General features: G+C 64.7%; 25 protein-coding genes. 22 read left to right on the forward strand and 3 right to left on the reverse strand.

Features of this window, described 5'->3' with window-relative positions; translation table 11 throughout:
- The first annotated feature begins 61 nt into the window (after nt 1–61).
- Nucleotides 62–739 (forward strand): ArsR/SmtB family transcription factor, encoded by a 678-nt coding sequence (locus tag ACEU5R_RS25040; RefSeq protein ID WP_392412408.1) that lies wholly within the window; start codon nt 62–64, stop codon nt 737–739.
- On the opposite strand, the gene ACEU5R_RS25045 is transcribed toward ACEU5R_RS25040, so the two are convergent.
- Nucleotides 736–2,871, reverse strand: a complete 2,136-nt coding sequence (locus ACEU5R_RS25045) for a hypothetical protein (RefSeq protein WP_392412409.1) — start codon at nt 2,869–2,871, stop codon at nt 736–738. The genes ACEU5R_RS25040 and ACEU5R_RS25045 overlap by 4 nt on opposite strands.
- Before the next feature lie 475 nt (nt 2,872–3,346).
- Nucleotides 3,347–4,774 carry an NAD-dependent succinate-semialdehyde dehydrogenase gene (locus ACEU5R_RS25050; protein ID WP_103271728.1) on the reverse strand — a complete coding sequence of 476 codons (1,428 nt, stop codon included), beginning with the start codon at nt 4,772–4,774 and terminating at the stop codon, nt 3,347–3,349.
- A gap of 191 nt (nt 4,775–4,965) precedes the next feature.
- Between ACEU5R_RS25050 and ACEU5R_RS25055 the strand changes: the two genes are divergently transcribed.
- The 19 genes from ACEU5R_RS25055 (at nt 4,966) to rplQ (ending at nt 15,304) form a co-directional block, all read left to right on the forward strand.
- Nucleotides 4,966–5,721, forward strand: coding sequence for an aspartyl/asparaginyl beta-hydroxylase domain-containing protein (locus ACEU5R_RS25055; RefSeq protein ID WP_392412411.1), 756 nt, complete (start codon nt 4,966–4,968; stop codon nt 5,719–5,721).
- A gap of 535 nt (nt 5,722–6,256) precedes the next feature.
- Nucleotides 6,257–6,625, forward strand: coding sequence for a 50S ribosomal protein L14 (gene rplN, locus ACEU5R_RS25060; RefSeq protein ID WP_006216531.1), 369 nt, complete (start codon nt 6,257–6,259; stop codon nt 6,623–6,625).
- Between the two features lie 11 nt (nt 6,626–6,636).
- Nucleotides 6,637–6,957, forward strand: a complete 321-nt coding sequence (gene rplX, locus ACEU5R_RS25065; RefSeq protein ID WP_103271726.1) for a 50S ribosomal protein L24 — start codon at nt 6,637–6,639, stop codon at nt 6,955–6,957.
- A 12-nt stretch (nt 6,958–6,969) separates the two neighbouring features.
- Nucleotides 6,970–7,509: a 50S ribosomal protein L5 gene (gene rplE / locus ACEU5R_RS25070; protein ID WP_103271725.1), complete on the forward strand. Its 540-nt coding sequence runs from the start codon at nt 6,970–6,972 to the stop codon at nt 7,507–7,509.
- 12 nt (nt 7,510–7,521) lie between these two features.
- Entirely contained in the window at nt 7,522–7,827 is a 306-nt protein-coding gene (gene rpsN, locus ACEU5R_RS25075; RefSeq protein ID WP_006227037.1) for a 30S ribosomal protein S14, read from the forward strand.
- 10 nt (nt 7,828–7,837) lie between these two features.
- Complete coding sequence (gene rpsH, locus ACEU5R_RS25080; RefSeq protein ID WP_103271724.1) at nt 7,838–8,233, forward strand: 30S ribosomal protein S8; 396 nt, start codon at nt 7,838–7,840, stop codon at nt 8,231–8,233.
- 12 nt (nt 8,234–8,245) lie between these two features.
- A complete protein-coding gene (gene rplF / locus ACEU5R_RS25085) occupies nt 8,246–8,779 on the forward strand; it encodes a 50S ribosomal protein L6 (RefSeq protein WP_103271723.1) in 534 nt (177 codons plus the stop codon).
- A 21-nt stretch (nt 8,780–8,800) separates the two neighbouring features.
- Nucleotides 8,801–9,166, forward strand: coding sequence for a 50S ribosomal protein L18 (gene rplR / locus ACEU5R_RS25090; RefSeq protein WP_103271722.1), 366 nt, complete (start codon nt 8,801–8,803; stop codon nt 9,164–9,166).
- Nucleotides 9,167–9,181: 15 nt separating this feature from the next.
- The gene (rpsE, locus tag ACEU5R_RS25095; RefSeq protein WP_006389628.1) at nt 9,182–9,703 is read left to right on the forward strand and encodes a 30S ribosomal protein S5; all 522 of its coding nucleotides are present in this window, start codon (nt 9,182–9,184) and stop codon (nt 9,701–9,703) included.
- 3 nt (nt 9,704–9,706) lie between these two features.
- Nucleotides 9,707–9,892 carry a 50S ribosomal protein L30 gene (gene rpmD / locus ACEU5R_RS25100; RefSeq protein ID WP_006216520.1) on the forward strand — a complete coding sequence of 62 codons (186 nt, stop codon included), beginning with the start codon at nt 9,707–9,709 and terminating at the stop codon, nt 9,890–9,892.
- A 9-nt stretch (nt 9,893–9,901) separates the two neighbouring features.
- Nucleotides 9,902–10,342, forward strand: a complete 441-nt coding sequence (gene rplO, locus ACEU5R_RS25105) for a 50S ribosomal protein L15 (RefSeq protein WP_103271721.1) — start codon at nt 9,902–9,904, stop codon at nt 10,340–10,342.
- Between the two features lie 14 nt (nt 10,343–10,356).
- Nucleotides 10,357–11,682 carry a preprotein translocase subunit SecY gene (gene secY / locus ACEU5R_RS25110; RefSeq protein WP_103271720.1) on the forward strand — a complete coding sequence of 442 codons (1,326 nt, stop codon included), beginning with the start codon at nt 10,357–10,359 and terminating at the stop codon, nt 11,680–11,682.
- A gap of 8 nt (nt 11,683–11,690) precedes the next feature.
- Nucleotides 11,691–11,909, forward strand: a complete 219-nt coding sequence (infA, locus tag ACEU5R_RS25115) for a translation initiation factor IF-1 (RefSeq protein WP_003806927.1) — start codon at nt 11,691–11,693, stop codon at nt 11,907–11,909.
- Nucleotides 11,910–11,943: 34 nt separating this feature from the next.
- Nucleotides 11,944–12,057, forward strand: coding sequence for a 50S ribosomal protein L36 (gene rpmJ / locus ACEU5R_RS25120; protein ID WP_003806928.1), 114 nt, complete (start codon nt 11,944–11,946; stop codon nt 12,055–12,057).
- Nucleotides 12,058–12,100: 43 nt separating this feature from the next.
- On the forward strand, nt 12,101–12,466 hold the full coding sequence (gene rpsM / locus ACEU5R_RS25125) for a 30S ribosomal protein S13 (RefSeq protein ID WP_103271719.1): 366 nt from the start codon (nt 12,101–12,103) through the stop codon (nt 12,464–12,466).
- Between the two features lie 15 nt (nt 12,467–12,481).
- The gene (rpsK, locus tag ACEU5R_RS25130; RefSeq protein ID WP_006216516.1) at nt 12,482–12,883 is read left to right on the forward strand and encodes a 30S ribosomal protein S11; all 402 of its coding nucleotides are present in this window, start codon (nt 12,482–12,484) and stop codon (nt 12,881–12,883) included.
- Between the two features lie 11 nt (nt 12,884–12,894).
- Nucleotides 12,895–13,518, forward strand: a complete 624-nt coding sequence (rpsD, locus tag ACEU5R_RS25135) for a 30S ribosomal protein S4 (RefSeq protein ID WP_103271718.1) — start codon at nt 12,895–12,897, stop codon at nt 13,516–13,518.
- A 219-nt stretch (nt 13,519–13,737) separates the two neighbouring features.
- Entirely contained in the window at nt 13,738–14,724 is a 987-nt protein-coding gene (locus ACEU5R_RS25140; RefSeq protein WP_006216514.1) for a DNA-directed RNA polymerase subunit alpha, read from the forward strand.
- 184 nt (nt 14,725–14,908) lie between these two features.
- Entirely contained in the window at nt 14,909–15,304 is a 396-nt protein-coding gene (gene rplQ, locus ACEU5R_RS25145) for a 50S ribosomal protein L17 (RefSeq protein WP_103271717.1), read from the forward strand.
- An 82-nt stretch (nt 15,305–15,386) separates the two neighbouring features.
- On the opposite strand, the gene ACEU5R_RS25150 is transcribed toward rplQ, so the two are convergent.
- The gene (locus tag ACEU5R_RS25150) at nt 15,387–15,839 is read right to left on the reverse strand and encodes an HIT family protein (protein WP_103271716.1); all 453 of its coding nucleotides are present in this window, start codon (nt 15,837–15,839) and stop codon (nt 15,387–15,389) included.
- Nucleotides 15,840–15,966: 127 nt separating this feature from the next.
- Here ACEU5R_RS25150 and cutA point away from each other — a divergent pair, with 127 nt between their 5' ends.
- Together cutA and dsbD are read left to right on the forward strand one after the other, a co-directional pair.
- Nucleotides 15,967–16,314, forward strand: coding sequence for a divalent-cation tolerance protein CutA (gene cutA / locus ACEU5R_RS25155; RefSeq protein WP_103271715.1), 348 nt, complete (start codon nt 15,967–15,969; stop codon nt 16,312–16,314).
- Nucleotides 16,314–17,880 (forward strand): protein-disulfide reductase DsbD (gene dsbD, locus ACEU5R_RS25160; protein WP_392412421.1); only part of this gene is annotated, 1,567 nt, incomplete at its 3' end. The genes cutA and dsbD, both read left to right, overlap by 1 nt.

The following is a 17,880-nucleotide window of genomic DNA, read 5'->3' on the forward strand; positions in this document are numbered from 1 at the left end:
CCTGGCCAGAACATTCAATTCCTTGATTGATCGTGTATCGGGCCGATGGTATGTTGGCCGGATGAGCACGTCCGCAACTTCTTCATCTTCTTCCGCCCAGCGTTTCGAGGCGCTGGCCGAGATCGCCAAGACCCTGGGCCATGCCCACCGGCTGGTCCTGCTGGAACACGTGGCCCAGGGCGAGCGCGCCGTGGAGCGGCTGTCCGAACTGTCCGGACTGAGCGTCGCCAATACGTCCCAGCATCTGCAGCATCTGCGTCGCGCCGGCCTGGTGCAGACGCGCCGCGACGGCAAGCGCGTGCTGTACCGGCTGGGCGATGGCCCCATCGCCGCGCTGCTGGCCGCCCTGGGCGCCTGCGCCGAGCATCAGCACGCCGAAATGCGCGAGGTCATCGCCGACAGCATCCACCAGCGGGAACGGCTGGACGGCGTGTCCATCACCGAGCTGGTCGGCATGTTGAAGGCCGAGAGCGTGACGCTGCTGGACGTGCGCCCGGCCGAGGAATTCGCGCTCGGCCACCTGCCCGGCGCGCTCAACATCCCCGCCGAGGAACTGGAGCGCCGCCTGGGCGACCTGCCGGCCGACGCCGAGATCGTGGCCTATTGCCGCGGGCCTTACTGCGTGCTGTCCAGCGAGGCGGTGACAGCGCTGCGGGCCCGCGGCATGCAGGCCCGCAGACTGGAGGCCGGCTTCCCGGAATGGAAGGCCGCCGGCCTGCGGGTGGAGTCGCCCGACTAGGACTTGTACTGCGTGATGCTCAGCACCGGTCCTTCGGCGCCGCTGGCCGGATCGAACTCGCAGACATCGAGCGACACGCCCGCTGTCGTGTAGCCGTAGGTTGCGACCTGTTTGGCGCGCGTGAACAGGTACTGGCTCGACGGCGTGTCCAGCTGGTCGATGACCGCGCCGGTGCCCAGGTGCAGGTTGCGCACGCGGAACCAGCCGGTGCCTGATTGCGGCGGATTCCAGCGGACCGACACGTCTTCCGACGGCTGCCATTGCACGGTCGGGGCAGACGGCGGCGCCATTGTCGCCCAGGCCGGCGGCGCGTCGGCCAGGTCGCCGTCCAGCGCCATCATCCGGCCCATTTCTTCGGCCGCCGCGTGGTAGGCCGAGGGCACCGGGTGCACCCAGCCGATCTGCGGCATTTCGTTCCAGTAGTCGTAGGCGAAGGCCGCGCCCGGCACCCAGGTGCCCACGTATATCGCCGGATCGGCGCGCGCCACGTTCACCAGCGCGTCGCGCACGGCCTTGTATTGCAGCGCCGTGCCTTCGCGCGGCGGAATCCCGTAGTACGCGCGCAGATGCGGTTGCAGCCACAGCTTGAGCTGGGGGTTGCCGCCGTAGCCGCGCACCGTGGCGTGGATTGCCGTCAGCGCCGTGGCGGCCGCCGCGAGGATGGCGTCGCGCTGCGCCGGGTACTGGAAGATGGTGTCCGGCTCCACGCCGCCCGACCACATCATGTGCGTGAGCGGCACGCCCAGCGCCGCGATGCGCGGCTGGATGGCGAGCAGGTTGGGGCCGGGCGCCGATTGCGTGTCGTCCCACCAGTAGCTGGTGCTGTTCAGCAAGTCCGCGCTGGTGCGCGACAGGTGCGAGCCGCCGACCGTCAGGTTCACCGGCAGGATCTGCGCGATATGCAGGCCGGCCGCCTGCGCCATGGCGCGACGCAGCGTGGCGGCGGCGACGCTGGACTTGCGGCCCGCGACGCCGGTGGTGCCGGGATTGCCCAGGTCCGACAGATCGGAGAAGTAGCCGCCCGTGTACGACGTGCCGGCCATGCCGACCACGGCCTGCGCCCAGCTGTTGTCCTGTACCGCCATGCCGGCGGACAGGGCCGAGGGATCGCTTTCATAGCCGTTGGCCGCCACTTCGGTCACGCGCCACGCCAGGTAGGCGGGCGGGAAACCGAAATCGGCCACGCTATCGTCGACGGGGTAGAAGCAGTGGGCCTGACCGCCGGGCACCTCATAGCGGCGCAACACTTGCGCGCCCATGCCGTCCAGGATCTCGACGCGGTATTTCGCCACCGCCACCGACGCGGCGCTGGCGCGTTGCCAGTCCAGCCGCGCGTCGCCCCAGCTGTTGACGCGCGCGTTCAACGCTGTCGGCGGCAGGGCGGGCTCCACGCCGCCGATGCGCTGGATCAGCGCTGCGTCCAGGTAGTTGGGGCCGTCGAAGACGTGCACCGGATCCAGGTGCGCATAGGCCTGCAGCTGCGCTTGGTATTCGGCCGCCGTGGCGGGAATGAAGTAGGCGCCGCCGGGCGTGGGATTCGGACGGAAGGCCTCGGCGATCATTTCGGTCTTCGGGTGTCGCGCGCGGATCAGGTCGAAGCGGGCCAGCGCCTGCTGCGGCGTCGCGCCGTGTGCGTCCACGCCGTCCTGGAACAGGATGGTCACGTCCTGCGGGATGAATGAGTCCAGCCATTGCGCGGCGGCCGCGTCGTCGACGCCGGCGCCGTAGTAGACCGACACGTACAGGGGGCGCGGCAGCTTCGACCAGATGGCGCCGAAGTCGGCGGGCGCGGCGGTGTAGGTGGGATCGATCTCCACCGGGAAGTAGAAGCCGGCGGCGTTGGACGGGTATGACAGCGTGCCAAACTTCTGCGCCAGGTCGGCCAGTTCGTGGATGCGGGCGCGGGCCTGGGTCTCGTCGGACAGGCCCGGCGTGCCGATGATCATGCGCCGCGCCCAGGGCCGGGTGGCGATGTCCGCAAGGTCCAGCTGGCTGCCGTGCAGCGGCAGCCAGGGATTGGGGATGAAGGAGCTGCCATTGACGGCCACCCATTGGAAGATCGTCGTGCCCACGCCCAGCCTGTCCCATTGGCGGCGGACGTCCACGTTGGACGTCCATGTTTGCCAGAACATGGACGCGGCCCGGGGCGCGGGAACGGAGGTAAAAGGAACGGAAGTGCGGGTCTGCATGAGAGCCTCGTTCGGATGAGGGAAAGGAACATGCCCGTCCGCCGTGCCGACGCGCGTGAGGACGCGGTCGGGTTGGGAGGTCGCGGCGGGAGGAGTCCGCGGCCCGCGACGCAAAAAAGCCCGCGTGCGTGGTCGCAGGCGGGCGATGTCGGGACGGAAGGAGGGCAGGGAGTGGCGCGCAAGGGCGCCGTGACGGGCCAGGCGCAAGACGCAATGGCCCCGAGGAATTGTCTCACCGGCGCTCGCAGATCATGCCGGCCGCATGTCGCACCGGGTGCTTGGCGCGCCGTGCGTATCGCAGGGCATGCCGCGCGACGGGCGGGCGCCCGCCATGTTCCGCTACGGCACGCCGGGGCCACAAGGCTAACGGGCTCCCGAAGGAGCCCGTTGCCTCATTCCGGCTGGCGCCGGAACACGCTCAGATGTGCGTGATGTACTTCGTGACCAGGTAGCCGTCGAAGGTTTCCAGGCCGCCTTCGCTGCCGATGCCGCTGTCCTTGATGCCGCCGAACGGCGTCTCGGCCAGCGCGCTGCCGAAGTGGTTGATGTTGACCATGCCGGCTTCCAGGCCGTTGGAGACCTTGGTGGCGGTCTTCAGCGAATTGGTGAAGACGTAGGACGACAGGCCGAACGGCAGGCTGTTGGCGCGCTTGAGCACTTCGTCGGTGTCGCTGAAGCGCACCACCGGCGCCACCGGGCCGAAGGGTTCCTCGGTCATCAGCATGGCGTTGTCGGGCAGGTCCGTGACCACGGTGGGGGCGAAGAAGAAGCCCTTGCGGTCCAGCGCGCCGCCGCCCACGACGACCTTGCCGCCGTGCTTCTGGGCGTCCTCGACGAAGGCCGCCATGGCCGGCACGCGGCGCTCGTGCGCCAGCGGGCCCATGTCGGTGCCGGCTTCCAGGCCATCGCCGACCTTGACGTTCTTCAGCACGTCGGTGAAGCGCGCCAGGAACTGCTCGTAGGCGCCGTTCTGCACGTAAAAGCGGGTGGGCGACACGCAGACCTGGCCTGCGTTGCGGATCTTGAACTTGGCCAGCATCTCGGCGGCGCGGTCGATGTCGGCGTCGTCGAACACCAGCACCGGCGAGTGGCCGCCCAGTTCCATGGTGACGCGCTTCATGTGCGCGCCGGCCAGCGCGGCCAGCTGCTTGCCCACCGGCACCGAGCCGGTGAAGGACACCTTGCGCACGATGGGCGAGCGGATCAGGTAGTCGGAGATCTTGGCGGGTTCGCCCCAGACGATGTTCAGGCAGCCCTTGGGCAGGCCGGCCTCATGGAACATGCGCGCGATCGCCATGACGGCGGACGGCGAATCCTCGGGACCCTTGAGCACCACGGTGCAGCCCGCGCCCAGCGCGGCGGCGATCTTGCGGATGGCCTGGTTGTAGGGGAAGTTCCAGGGCGTGAAGGCAGCGCACACGCCGATGGGCTCGCGCACCACGATCTGGCGCACGTCCGGGTTGCGCGGCGGGATCACGCGGCCGTAGATGCGGCGGCATTCCTCGGCGTGCCAGTCGGCGTGCTCGGCGCAGGACGAGACTTCACCCACGGCCTCGGCCAGCGGCTTGCCCTGGTCCAGGGTCATGTTGCGGCCGATTTCCTTGGCGCGCTCGCGCGACAGCTGGGCGACCTTGCGCAGGATGGCGGAACGGTCCATGGGAGAAGATTTCTTCCAGGACTCGAAGGCGCGCTGGGCCGCGGCGAGCGCGCGGTCCAGGTCGGCTTCGGTGGCGTGGGGCAGCTGGCCCAGCACTTCGAGCGTGGCCGGGTTGATGACGTCCTGGGTGCGCCTGCCCTCGCCGGCGAGGAATTCGCCGTCGATATACAGCGCCAACTGTTCATACATGCCTGTCGTTCCTTGCGAAATGGGTGGGGGCGTGAAATGTGTCCGTGCCAGTCTAAACCAGCTTGTACGACAAGGGGAGGGCCAGTTTCGCGCGGCGGACTGGGGCCAATCCGTGCTTTCCAACCCTTGCGCCGCCACGGGCGGGTGGACACAATGAGGGCACCATTGGCTGTCCGGACCCGATATCCACCGTGCAACCCGTCGACAAGAATCCGTCCAGCATCTACTCCCGGATTTTTTTCCGCTTCATCGATTGGCTGCGCCATCGCATCGCTCTGTCGTCACTGGTAGGCGACCATCCCATCTTCGACAACAGCCAGTTTCCGTGGGTCTCGGCCCTGGAGGCGCAGACCCCCGCCATCCGCGCCGAGTTGCTGGAACTCCTTTCAGAGCGCGATCATCTTCCGTCTTTTCACGAGATTTCCCCCGATGTCGGCATGATCACGTCGGACAATCAGTGGAAGACCTTCGTCTTCATGGGCTACGGCCTGCGGTCGGACCGCAACCTGCGGCGCTGTCCGGCCACCGCTCGGGCGCTGGCCGACATTCCCGGCCTGCGCACCGCCTTTTTCTCGATCCTGGAGCCAGGCAAGCGCATTCCGTTGCACACCGGTCCCTACAACGGGGTACTGCGACTGCATCTGGGTCTGGTCGTGCCGGACCCCGCCGAGCAGTGCTGGATCGAGGTCGGCGGCCAGCGTTACAGCTGGCGCGAGGGCCAGGCAGTGGTGTTCGACGATCTGTATCCCCACCAGGTCCATAACGACACCGATGGCGTGCGCGCCGTCCTGTTCGTGGATTTCGAGCGGCCGTGCCGCGCGCCGGTGAGGTGGCTGAACCGCCTGGTGCTGATGGCGGCGCCGTTTACCGACGAGATCCGCCGGGGCAAAGTCAACCACGATGCCTGGGAACGGGGCTACTACGGCAAGAAGCAGGGGCGCGGCTGAATGCCCGGGAGCTGGCCCGCAAGAGCCGGGTTCGTGGGCTGGCCAAGGGCCCGGGCGGCGGCGGCGTGGTTAGTTTTCCACAGGCGCCACCGGGGGAATGCGCAATATTTCAACAAAGCACTTGCATGCGGATTCCAGGCGCGATAGAATGGTCAGCTTTCCCAGATTGTCGATTTGCCTGCCGGCTCGATATCGGGTGTTGCTCTGGTAGAGAACAGCTACGGAGCGATGCGCGCAAAGGCAGGAACTTCGCGAAAAGGGCCAGGAAGGGAACCTCGGGGATGAGCCCCGGTCATACCGACCCAGCCGGAACGCGAAGCAGGCAAGTCAGGCGTGTTGGGGGAATACCCGCAGGATTTCAACCCAGGGTCGTTGCGTTGCAAGCCGTCGATTGCGCAGTGTGCAGACACAGCCAACTCGGCGCCAAAGCAGGGCGATTGACCTGACGGGACCAAAACTGGCAGGAATTGCAGAGTTCCTAGGGGGAAAACCCCGGGAAAACCGTATTTCCAGTTAAGTTGGAACAGGAAAAATCATGATCCAAATGCAGACCACGCTGGACGTGGCCGATAACACTGGTGCGCGTCACGTCATGTGCATTAAGGTGCTCGGTGGCTCCAAGCGCCGTTATGCCGGCATCGGCGACATCATCAAGGTGAGCGTCAAGGATGCGGCCCCGCGCGGACGCGTCAAGAAAGGCGAAATTTACAATGCCGTGGTGGTTCGTACCGCCAAGGGCGTGCGCCGTAAGGACGGTTCGCTGATCCGTTTCGGTGGCAATGCCGCCGTGTTGCTCAACGCCAAGCTGGAGCCCATCGGCACCCGCATCTTCGGACCCGTTACGCGTGAACTGCGTACCGAGAAGTTCATGAAGATCGTGTCGCTGGCCCCGGAAGTGCTGTAAGGAGCCCCGCGATGAACAACATCCGTAAAGGCGACGAAGTCATCGTCCTGACCGGTCGCGACAAGAAGCGTCGCGGCACCGTGCTGGCCCGCGTCGATGCCGACCACGTCCTGGTCGAAGGCGTCAACGTCGTCAAGAAGCACATGAAAGCCAACCCGATGGCCAACAACCCGGGCGGAATCGTCGAAAAGACCATGCCGATCCACATCTCGAACGTCGCGCTGTTCAACCCGGCCACCGGCCGTGGCGATCGCGTTGGCGTCCAAGAAGTCGACGGTCGCAAGGTCCGCGTGTTCCGTTCCAATGGTGCCGTTGTCGGCGCCAAGGCGTAAGGGGCGACAGACATGTCTCGTTTGCAAGATTTCTACAAGAGCAAGGTCGCTGGCGACCTGCAAGCCAAGTTTGGCTACAAGAGCGTGATGGAAGTGCCCCGCATCACCAAGATCACCCTGAACATGGGTGTCTCGGAAGCGGTCTCCGATAAGAAAGTTATCGAGCACGCCGTCTCGGACCTGACCAAGATCGCTGGCCAAAAGCCCGTGGTGACGAAGACCAAGAAGGCTATCGCCGGCTTCAAGATCCGCGAAAACTACCCGATCGGTTGCATGGTCACGCTGCGCGGTCAACGCATGTACGAATTCCTGGATCGCCTGGTGGCGGTTGCGCTGCCTCGCGTGCGCGACTTCCGCGGTATCTCGGGTCGCGCGTTCGACGGCCGTGGCAACTACAACATCGGGGTGAAAGAGCAGATCATTTTCCCCGAAATCGAGTACGACAAGATCGACGCGCTGCGTGGGCTGAACATCAGCATCACCACCACCGCGAAGACCGACGAAGAAGCCAAGGCGCTGCTGACCGCCTTCAGCTTCCCGTTCCGTAACTAAGGGGCTGATGACGTGGCTAAACTTTCCCTCATCAATCGCGACATCAAGCGCGCCAAGCTGGCTGACAAGTTCGCCGCCAAGCGCGCTGAGTTGAAGTCGATCATCGACGACCAGTCGAAGACCGACGAAGAACGTTACCAAGCTCGGCTCAAGCTGCAACAGCTGCCGCGCAATGCCAACCCGACGCGTCAACGTAACCGTTGCGTGGTCACCGGTCGTCCGCGCGGCGTGTTCCGCAAGTTCGGCCTGACCCGCCACAAACTGCGTGAAATGGCGATGAAGGGTGAAATCCCCGGCATCACCAAGGCCAGCTGGTAGGAGAAAGAATATGAGCATGAGCGATCCCATCGCCGATATGCTGACCCGCATTCGCAATGCGCAGCAAGTGGACAAAGTTACGGTGAGCATGCCCTCCTCGAAGCTGAAGGCGGCTATCGCCGGCGTGCTGAAGGACGAAGGCTACATCGACGGCTTCGAAGTCAAGGGCACCCAGGCCAAGCCTGAGCTCGAGATCACCCTGAAGTACTACGCTGGCCGTCCGGTCATCGAGCGCATCGAACGCGTTTCGCGTCCCGGCCTGCGCATCTACAAGGGCCGCACCAGCATTCCTCAGGTCATGAACGGCCTGGGCGTGGCTATCGTGTCGACCTCGCGTGGCGTCATGACGGACCGCAAGGCCCGCGCCAATGGCGTCGGCGGCGAAGTGCTGTGCTACGTGGCCTAAGGAGAAATTCGAATGTCACGTATCGCTAAATATCCGGTCGAACTGCCGAAGGGTGTTGAAGCCAGCATCCAGCAGGATCAGATCACCGTCAAGGGCCCGCTGGGCACCTTGACCCAAGCCCTGACTGGCGACGTCGCGGTCGCGTTGGACAACGGCAAGCTGACGTTTGTCGCCGCCAACGAAACCCGCCACGCCAACGCCATGTCGGGTACCGTGCGCGCGCTGGTGGCCAACATGGTCAACGGCGTGAGCAAGGGCTTCGAGCGCAAGCTGACCCTGGTGGGCGTGGGTTACCGCGCCTCGATCCAAGGCGACGCCGTTAAGCTGCAGCTCGGTTTCTCGCACGACGTTCTGCACAAGTTGCCGGCCGGCATCAAGGCCGAATGCCCCACCCAGACGGAAATCGTCATCAAGGGCTCCAACAAGCAGGTCGTCGGCCAGGTGGCCGCTGAACTCCGCGCGTACCGCGAACCCGAACCCTACAAGGGCAAGGGCGTGCGTTACTCGGACGAACGCGTCGTCATCAAAGAAACCAAGAAGAAATAACGGCGCACGCAAGGACGAATCATGGACAAAAAAGTTTCCCGTTTGCGTCGTGCGGTTCCGACCCGCCGGAAGATCAGCGAGCTGCGCGTTCATCGCCTCTCGATTTTCCGCTCGAACCAGCACATCTACGCCAACATCATTTCGCCGGAAGGCGATCGCGTTCTGGTCAGCGCCTCGACGGTGGAAGCCGAAGTGCGTGCGCAGCTGGCTGGCCAAACCGGCCAAGGCGGCAACAAGGCCGCCGCCACGCTGGTTGGCAAGCGCGTGGCCGAAAAGGCCAAGGCTGCCGGTATCGAACTGGTCGCTTTCGATCGCTCGGGCTTTCGTTACCATGGCCGCGTGAAAGCGCTGGCCGACGCCGCGCGTGAAGCCGGCCTGAAGTTCTAAGCGAGGATCTGTCAAATGGCTAAAGTACAAGGCAAGAACGCCGCGGAAAAAGAGAACGATGACGGCCTGCGCGAGAAGATGATCGCGGTCAACCGCGTCAGCAAGGTCGTGAAGGGTGGTCGCACCATGAGCTTCGCCGCGCTGACCGTGGTTGGCGATGGCGACGGCCGCGTCGGCATGGGCAAGGGCAAGGCGCGTGAAGTGCCGGTGTCGGTCCAGAAGGCGATGGAACAGGCCCGTCGCGGCATGTTCAAGGTTGCGCTGAAGAACGGCACGCTGCACCACACCGTGGTCGGCAAGCATGGCGCCGCCACCGTGCTGATTTCGCCCGCTGCTGAAGGTACCGGCGTCATCGCCGGCGGCCCGATGCGCGCTATTTTCGAAGTGATGGGTGTGCGTAACGTGGTTGCCAAGAGCCTGGGCTCGAGCAACCCCTACAACATGGTTCGCGCCACGTTGAATGGCCTGCGCGCCTCCCTGACCCCGGCGGATGTTGCTGCCAAGCGCGGCAAGACCGTCGAAGAGATCCTGGGGTAAATCATGGCTCAGAAGCAGATCAAAGTGACCCTCGTGCGCTCCGTGATCGGTACCAAGCAATCGCACCGTGACACGGTTCGCGGTCTGGGCTTGGGCCGTATCAACAGCAGCCGCGTGCTGGTCGATACGCCCGAGGTGCGTGGGATGATCCGTAAGGTGGATTATCTCGTTTCCGTCTCGGAAGCCTAAGGAATCACCATGTCGGATATGCAACTCAATACGCTGAAGCCCGCTGAGGGCAGCAAGCACGCCAAGCGCCGCGTCGGCCGTGGCATCGGTTCGGGTCTGGGTAAGACCGCCGGCCGTGGTCACAAGGGTCAGAAGTCGCGCTCGGGCGGTTTCCATAAGGTTGGCTTCGAAGGCGGTCAGATGCCGCTGCAGCGTCGCCTGCCCAAGCGCGGTTTCACGCCGCTGGGCCAGCACCTGTACGCCGAAGTGCGTCTGTCGGAACTGCAAGCCGTGCCCGTCGACGAAATCGACGTGCAAGTGCTGAAGGCCGCTGGCGTGATTGGCCAGGCGGTTCGTTTCGCCAAGGTCATCAAGTCGGGTGAAATCTCGCGCAAGGTTGTGCTCAAGGGCATTTCCGCGACGGCCGGCGCTCGCGCCGCCATCGAAGCCGCGGGCGGCTCGCTTGCCTGATCACGAGGTGACGAGTGGCTAACGCGCAGGCATTGGGCAAAACCGGAGCACGGTACGGCGACCTAAAGCGCCGCCTCGTGTTCCTGGTGCTCGCCCTGGTGGTTTACCGTTTGGGTACACACATCCCCGTGCCGGGCATCAACCCGGATGCGCTGGCGGACCTGTTCCGCCAGAACCAGGGCGGGATCCTGGGCCTGTTCAACATGTTCTCGGGCGGGGCGCTCTCGCGCTTCTCGATTTTTGCCCTGGGGATCATGCCGTACATTTCGGCATCCATCATCATGCAGCTGATGTCTGTGGTGGTGCCGTCGCTGGAAGCGCTCAAGAAAGAGGGCGAGGCCGGTCGTCGGAAGATCACCCAATACACCCGCTACGGCACGGTCGTGCTGGCGCTGGTGCAGGCTGTGGGCATTTCGGTTGCGCTTGAGTCCCAGCAGGGACTGGTGATCGATCCGGGCATGCTGTTCCGCTTCACGACCGTTGTGACCCTGGTCACCGGCACCATGTTCGTCATGTGGCTGGGTGAGCAGATCACGGAACGCGGTCTGGGTAACGGGATTTCGATCCTGATCTTCGCCGGTATCGTTGCGGGCCTGCCCGCCGCGTTGGCCGCGCTGCTGGATCTGGTTCGCACCAACTCGATGTCTGTGCTGTCTGCGCTGTTCATCGTGGCTCTGGTGGTGCTGGTGACCGCTTTTGTGGTGTTCGTGGAACGCGGACAGCGCAAGATCACGGTCAACTACGCCAAGCGCCAAGTCGGCAACAAGGTCTACGGCGGGCAAAGCTCGCACCTGCCCTTGAAGCTGAACATGGCTGGGGTGATTCCGCCGATCTTCGCGTCGTCGATCATCCTGTTCCCGGCCACGATCACGAGCTGGTTTTCCAGCAGCGAGAACATGCGCTGGCTTAGCGACCTGGCTGCGGCCCTGTCGCCTCGTCAACCGCTCTACATCACGCTGTACTCGGTCGCGATTATTTTCTTCTGCTTTTTCTACACGGCTCTGGTGTTCAACAGCCGCGAAACGGCGGACAACCTGAAGAAGAGCGGCGCATTCGTTCCGGGCATCCGTCCGGGTGAACAAACGGCGCGCTACATCGACAAGATCCTGATGCGTTTGACGCTCGCAGGTGCCATCTACATCACGTTGGTGTGCCTGTTGCCGGAATTCTTGGTGATGCGCTGGAATGTGCCCTTCTACTTCGGTGGTACGTCCCTGCTGATCATTGTGGTGGTGACGATGGATTTCATGGCGCAGGTTCAGGCCTACATGATGTCTCACCAGTACGACTCGTTGCTCAAGAAGGCTAACTTCAAGGGCGCGGGTTTGCCGATGCGGTAAGCAAAAGAATGTCCAAGGACGACGTCATTCAGATGCAAGGCGAGGTTCTCGAGAACCTCCCGAACGCGACATTTCGCGTCAAGCTCGAAAACGGCCACGTGGTGTTGGGCCATATTTCCGGCAAGATGCGTATGCATTACATCCGGATCCTGCCGGGTGACAAGGTCACAGTGGAGCTCACGCCCTATGACCTGACGCGGGCCAGGATTGTGTTCCGCTCCAAGTGAGCGGATACGGATTACGGAAAATTAGGAGTCAACCATGAAAGTAATGGCATCGGTTAAGCGGATCTGCCGCAACTGCAAAGTTATCAAACGTCACGGCGTCGTGCGTGTCATCTGCACCGACCCGCGTCACAAGCAGCGTCAAGGCTAACCCGGGTTAGCGACTACGCAACGGATTTATTCAAGGAACAGTCATGGCCCGTATTGCTGGCATTAACATTCCGCCGCAACAGCACGCCGAGATCGGCCTGACCGCCATTTTTGGCATCGGTCGTACCCGCGCTCGCAAGATTTGCGAATCGGCGAACGTCCCGTTTGACAAAAAGGTCAAGGATCTGACCGACGCTGAACTGGAACGCGTCCGCGAACACGTTGGTTTGTTCACGGTTGAAGGCGACCTGCGTCGTGAAGTGCAGCTCTCGATCAAGCGTTTGATCGACCTGGGAACCTACCGCGGCATGCGCCACAAGCGCGGCCTGCCCGTGCGCGGCCAGCGCACTCGCACCAACGCTCGCACCCGCAAGGGACCGCGTCGTGCTGCTGCGTCCCTGAAGAAATAATCGAGGAACTGGATTATGGCGAAAGCTTCCACCAGCGGCGCTTCGCGCGTGCGCAAAAAGGTCAAGAAGAACGTCTCGGACGGCATCGCGCACGTTCACGCTTCGTTCAACAACACCATCATCACCATCACCGACCGTCAGGGCAACGCGCTGTCGTGGGCCACGTCGGGCGGTGCTGGCTTCAAGGGCTCGCGTAAGTCGACCCCGTTCGCCGCGCAGGTCGCCGCTGAAACGGCTGGCCGCGTTGCGCTGGAATACGGCATCAAGACGCTGGAAGTGCGCATCAAGGGCCCCGGCCCCGGCCGTGAATCGTCGGTCCGCGCCCTGAACGCGCTGGGCATCAAGATCTCGAGCATCGCCGACATCACGCCCGTTCCGCACAACGGCTGCCGTCCGCCGAAGCGTCGTCGTATCTAAAGGGAATCCACATGGCACGTTATATTGGACCCAAATGCAAGCTCTCGCGCCGCGAGGGTACTGACCTGTTCCTGAAGAGCGCCCGTCGCTCGCTGGATTCCAAGTGCAAGCTGGATTCCAAGCCTGGCCAACACGGCCGCACTTCGGGCGCCCGCACTTCCGACTACGGCCTGCAGCTGCGCGAAAAGCAAAAGCTCAAGCGCATGTACGGCGTGCTGGAAAAGCAATTCCGCAAGTACTTCGCTGAAGCCGAGCGTCGCCGTGGCAACACCGGCGAAACGCTGATCCAGCTGCTGGAATCGCGCCTGGACAACGTCGTCTACCGCATGGGCTTCGGCTCGACCCGCGCCGAAGCTCGCCAGCTGGTGAGCCACCGCGCCGTCGAACTGAACGGCCACACCGCCGACATCGCTTCGATGCTGGTCAAGGCTGGCGACGTCATCACGATCCGCGAAAAGGCCAAGAAGCAAGGCCGTATCAAGGAATCGCTCGACCTGGCCTCCAGCATCGGCATCCCCCAGTGGGTGGAAGTCGACGCCGCCAAGATGACCGGTACGTTCAAGTCGGCCCCCGATCGCGCTGACGTCGCTCGCGACATCAACGAATCGATGGTCGTGGAACTGTACTCGCGTTAATCGCCGGCCTGGAGCCGCCACGCGCCACCTTCGCAGGCGCATCGGCGGTTCCCTGCGACACGTCTGCAAGTCCCGCAGCAGCCCGCTACGCCGTTTTCGGCGCAGCGGGCTTTGCGGTAGTAAAGGGCCGCATTCTTCGCGCCCCGTTTTTCACGTTTCACCCTGTCCATCAGCCTTATCGGTGTAACGAGCCGAGGGTATTGAAAAGGAACAAAATCGATGTCCACTCAAGGTTTCCTGAAGCCGCGCTCCATTGAAGTCGAACCGGTCGGCACCCACCATGCCAAGATCGTGATGGAGCCGTTCGAGCGTGGCTACGGTCACACGCTGGGCAACGCCCTGCGCCGCATCCTGCTGTCCTCGATGACCGGCTACGCGCCGACCGAAGTGCAGATGACCGGCGTGGTGCACGAATACTCGACCATCCCGGGCGTTCGCGAAGATGTCGTCGACATCCTGTTGAACCTGAAGGGCGTGGTCTTCAAGCTGCACAACCGCGACGAAGTCACCCTGGTCCTGCGCAAGACCGGCGCCGGCACCGTGCTGGCCAGCGACATCGAGCTGCCGCACGACGTCGAGATCATCAATCCCGGCCACGCCATCTGCAACCTGACGGATGCCGGCAAGCTGGAAATGCAGATCAAGGTCGAAAAGGGCCGCGGCTACGTGCCGGGCAACGTGCGCGCGCTGTCGGAAGACCGCACCCACACCATCGGCCGCATCGTGCTGGATGCGTCGTTCAGCCCGGTTCGTCGCGTCAGCTACGCCGTTGAAAGCGCTCGCGTGGAACAGCGCACCGACCTGGACAAGCTGGTCCTGGACATCGAAACCAACGGCGTGATCTCGCCCGAGGAAGCGGTGCGCCAGTCGGCCCGCATCCTGATGGACCAGATCTCGGTCTTCGCCGCCCTGGAAGGCGCTGGCGACTCCTACGAAGCCCCGGTCCGCGGCACGCCGCAGATCGACCCGGTCCTGCTGCGTCCGGTCGACGACCTGGAACTGACCGTGCGTTCGGCCAACTGCCTGAAGGCCGAAAACATCTACTACATCGGCGACCTGATCCAGCGTACCGAGAACGAACTGCTCAAGACCCCGAACCTGGGTCGCAAGTCGCTCAACGAGATCAAGGAAGTGCTGGCCGCACGCGGCCTGACGCTGGGCATGAAGCTCGAAAACTGGCCCCCGCTGGGCCTGGAGCGTCCCTAAGCATCACCCGGGCGGCGCGCCGCGAGGCACGCTGCCCGCAACGCCCGGCCGATTGGCCGGGCGATTTGCAAAACCGTCGTAAAATGCACCGTTTTTCACCGGACCGCGGCCTGATTGCAGGTTGATAGAAGAGCCGGCAACCCGATGGCGGAAACGCCGTCTTTAGATTCAAAGGAAACTTATCATGCGTCACGGTAATGGCTTGCGTAAGCTCAACCGCACCAGCAGTCACCGTCTTGCCATGTTCCGCAACATGGCCGTTTCGCTGATCACTCACGAAGCGATCAAGACCACGCTGCCGAAGGCGAAAGAATTGCGCCGCGTCATCGAACCCCTGATCACGCTGGGCAAGGAGCCCACGCTCGCGAACAAGCGTCTGGCTTTTGCCCGTCTGCGCGATCGCGACGCCGTGGTGAAGCTGTTCGCCGAAATCGGTCCGCGCTACGCGAACCGCAACGGCGGCTACACCCGCGTGCTGAAGATGGGCTTCCGTCAAGGCGACAACGCTCCCATGGCTTTCATGGAGCTGGTCGACCGTCCGGAAGTCGATGAAGCCGCTGAAGACAGCGCCGCCGAATAAGTTGTAGGCGGTAGCGATAAGCGACAAGGGCAGGTCTTCGGACCTGCCCTTGTTTTTTGTGCGCGGCGATACGCGCCGCCTTTCAGCCGGCGCGCGCCGGCTCGCCGTGCAATTCGCCGCGCAGTTGGGCGGCGGTCGTCGCCAGTTCCTCTTGCGGGGCCTGCGGCGGCATGGTGAAGGTGAGGTCCTTCTGCACGATGTACTGCGTCGACGTCACGTCCTGCGGGTCGTGCATGGGGATCACATGGGCGTGGGCGTGTGCCACGTGGATGCCGGTGAAGGCAAAGCCCACCCGGTCCACGCCATACAGGCGCTTCATGTGCCGTCCCAGCTTCTGCCCCAGGTTCAGGATGTGGCCGGCCAGGTCCGCCGGCATGTCCTCGAAATAGGGATAGTGCTGCTTGGGAATGATGAGCGTGTGGCCGGGCCGCACCGGCTGGATGTCCAGGAACGCCAGCAGGCGGTCATCCTCGTGCAGGATGTGGGCGGGAATCTCGCGGCGGGCGATGCGGCAGAACAGGCAATTGTCGGACATGCGGGCCTCTGTTTGATCATGAGCAGACGAGCATGAGGGCACGGGCATCCGGCGGCGCCGGACGGCTGCGGCAATATCGATAAAATACCCCGAGTTACATCCCGCAAGGGTATTCCCTGGAGGCTGCATGTTGCGCGACGACGACGTGGTGCTGATCATCAGCAATGCGCCCGACCTGCTGTTGGCGAAGCGGATCGCGCACGTGCTGGTCGAAGACGGCCTGGCGGCCTGCGTGAACCTCGGCGCGCCGGGCCTGTCCATCTACATGTGGCAAGGCGAGGTGGAAGGGGCCGAGGAAGTGCCCATCCACATCAAGACCACCTACGCGCGCCATGCGGCGGTCGTTGCCGCGCTGGCGCAGATGCATCCCTACGACGTGCCCGAAATCATCGTGCTGCCCGTGATCGGCGGCGCGGCGCCCTACCTGGACTGGGTGCGCGAACAGACGGCCGTCGTGCAGAACAAGAGAGACTGATGTTGCAATTTGCCGGTATGGCTGGCGGCCGCGCCCTGCGCCCGTCCAGGACGGATCTTGCCAGGCGGCTGTTCGCGCTGCTGGCCCTGGCGCTGCTGTGGCTGGGCTGGAACGCCACCGCGCGCGCCGAGGCCGAATTCCTGGATCCTGAAAAGGCCTTCGTCTTCAGCGCCGCCATGAGCGCGCCGGACACCGTCGAACTGCGCTACCGCGTCGCGCCCGGCTACTACATGTACCGCGAGCGCTTCGGCATCACCATCAGTCCATACGGCGCGGCCACGCTGGGCGAGGCCGTCTATCCGAAAGGCGAGGTGAAGTACGACCCCACGTTCGAGAAGGACATGGAGGTCTACCACCAGGACGTGATCGTGCGCGTGCCGGTGCAACCCGGCGGCCAGGCCTTCACGCTGACGGCCACCTCGCAGGGCTGCGCCGACGCTGGCCTGTGCTATCCGCCGATGGACCACAGCGTGAAGCTGACCCCCGTGCAGGGCGGCTACGCCGTCGCGGGCGGCGCGCTGGCCGGCGCCGGCGCGGCGGCATCGGCCGGCGCATCCGCCAGCGGCCTGGGCGGCCTGCTGAGCGCGGGCGACACCGGGCTGGCCGATGCGCTGGGCGGACTGGGCTGGGCCAAGACCGCCGGCGTGTTCCTGGTGCTGGGCCTGCTGCTGGCCTTCACGCCCTGCGTGCTGCCGATGATCCCGATCCTGTCGTCCATCGTGGTGGGCGGCACGGCCCCCGGCGCCAAGCCCGCGCGCGGACGCGGACTGGGCCTGGCCGCCACCTACGTGCTGGGCATGTCCGTCGTGTATACGGCGCTGGGCGTGGCCGCCGGCCTGAGCGGCGCGGGCCTGGCCGCCTGGCTGCAGACGCCCTGGATCCTGAGCCTGTTCGCCGCGTTGCTGGCGGTGCTGGCGCTGGCCATGTTCGACGTGTTCACTTTCCAGATGCCGTCCGGCATCCAGGCGCGCCTGTCGGAGCGCTCGTCGCGCATTCCAGGCGGACGCTACACCGGCGCGCTGCTGATGGGCGCGCTGTCGGCCCTGATCGTCGGGCCCTGCGTGGCCGCGCCGCTGGCAGGCGCGCTGCTGTACATCTCGCAGACCGGCGACGTGGTGCTGGGCGGTTCCGCCCTGTTCGCGATGGCCTGGGGCATGGGCGTGCCGCTGCTGATCGTGGGCGCCTCGTCGGGCGCGCTGCTACCCAAGGCCGGCCCGTGGATGGACGGCGTCAAGCGCCTGTTCGGCATGCTGCTGCTGGCCACGGCATGGTGGATGCTGATTCCGGTGGTGCCGACCTGGGTGCAGATGACGGGCTGGGCCTTCCTGGCCATCGTGGCCGCCGTGATGCTGCGCGCCTTCGATGCGCTGCCGGCCGGCGCCGGCGCGGGCCGCATGTTCGGCAAGGGCCTGGGCCTGCTGCTGGCGCTGGCCGCGGCGGCCTGGCTGGTCGGCGCCGCGAGCGGCGGCCGCGACGTGCTGCAGCCCTTGGGCCATCTGGCCGGCGGGGGGGCCGCCCCCCCCCCCGCCGCGGCCCGCCCGCGCGGGGGGCCCCACAACACCCCCG

Source organism: Achromobacter sp. 413638 (assembly GCF_043119405.1).
Taxonomy (GTDB): Bacteria; Pseudomonadota; Gammaproteobacteria; order Burkholderiales; family Burkholderiaceae_B; genus Achromobacter.

Coding starts and splice junctions, on each gene's coding strand:
- ACEU5R_RS25140 (WP_006216514.1), top strand. CDS start 13,738: ATGTCCACTCAAGGTTTCCTGAAGCCGCGCTCCATTGAAGTCGAACCG.
- rpsE (WP_006389628.1), top strand. CDS start 9,182: ATGGCTAAAGTACAAGGCAAGAACGCCGCGGAAAAAGAGAACGATGAC.
- rplO (WP_103271721.1), top strand. CDS start 9,902: ATGTCGGATATGCAACTCAATACGCTGAAGCCCGCTGAGGGCAGCAAG.
- rplF (WP_103271723.1), top strand. CDS start 8,246: ATGTCACGTATCGCTAAATATCCGGTCGAACTGCCGAAGGGTGTTGAA.
- rplQ (WP_103271717.1), top strand. CDS start 14,909: ATGCGTCACGGTAATGGCTTGCGTAAGCTCAACCGCACCAGCAGTCAC.
- rplR (WP_103271722.1), top strand. CDS start 8,801: ATGGACAAAAAAGTTTCCCGTTTGCGTCGTGCGGTTCCGACCCGCCGG.
- rplX (WP_103271726.1), top strand. CDS start 6,637: ATGAACAACATCCGTAAAGGCGACGAAGTCATCGTCCTGACCGGTCGC.
- rplN (WP_006216531.1), top strand. CDS start 6,257: ATGATCCAAATGCAGACCACGCTGGACGTGGCCGATAACACTGGTGCG.
- ACEU5R_RS25040 (WP_392412408.1), top strand. CDS start 62: ATGAGCACGTCCGCAACTTCTTCATCTTCTTCCGCCCAGCGTTTCGAG.
- rpsD (WP_103271718.1), top strand. CDS start 12,895: ATGGCACGTTATATTGGACCCAAATGCAAGCTCTCGCGCCGCGAGGGT.
- ACEU5R_RS25050 (WP_103271728.1), bottom strand. CDS start 4,774: ATGTATGAACAGTTGGCGCTGTATATCGACGGCGAATTCCTCGCCGGC.
- rpsM (WP_103271719.1), top strand. CDS start 12,101: ATGGCCCGTATTGCTGGCATTAACATTCCGCCGCAACAGCACGCCGAG.
- rplE (WP_103271725.1), top strand. CDS start 6,970: ATGTCTCGTTTGCAAGATTTCTACAAGAGCAAGGTCGCTGGCGACCTG.
- rpmD (WP_006216520.1), top strand. CDS start 9,707: ATGGCTCAGAAGCAGATCAAAGTGACCCTCGTGCGCTCCGTGATCGGT.
- ACEU5R_RS25045 (WP_392412409.1), bottom strand. CDS start 2,871: ATGTTCTGGCAAACATGGACGTCCAACGTGGACGTCCGCCGCCAATGG.
- rpmJ (WP_003806928.1), top strand. CDS start 11,944: ATGAAAGTAATGGCATCGGTTAAGCGGATCTGCCGCAACTGCAAAGTT.
- cutA (WP_103271715.1), top strand. CDS start 15,967: ATGTTGCGCGACGACGACGTGGTGCTGATCATCAGCAATGCGCCCGAC.
- infA (WP_003806927.1), top strand. CDS start 11,691: ATGTCCAAGGACGACGTCATTCAGATGCAAGGCGAGGTTCTCGAGAAC.
- ACEU5R_RS25150 (WP_103271716.1), bottom strand. CDS start 15,839: ATGTCCGACAATTGCCTGTTCTGCCGCATCGCCCGCCGCGAGATTCCC.
- rpsK (WP_006216516.1), top strand. CDS start 12,482: ATGGCGAAAGCTTCCACCAGCGGCGCTTCGCGCGTGCGCAAAAAGGTC.
- rpsH (WP_103271724.1), top strand. CDS start 7,838: ATGAGCATGAGCGATCCCATCGCCGATATGCTGACCCGCATTCGCAAT.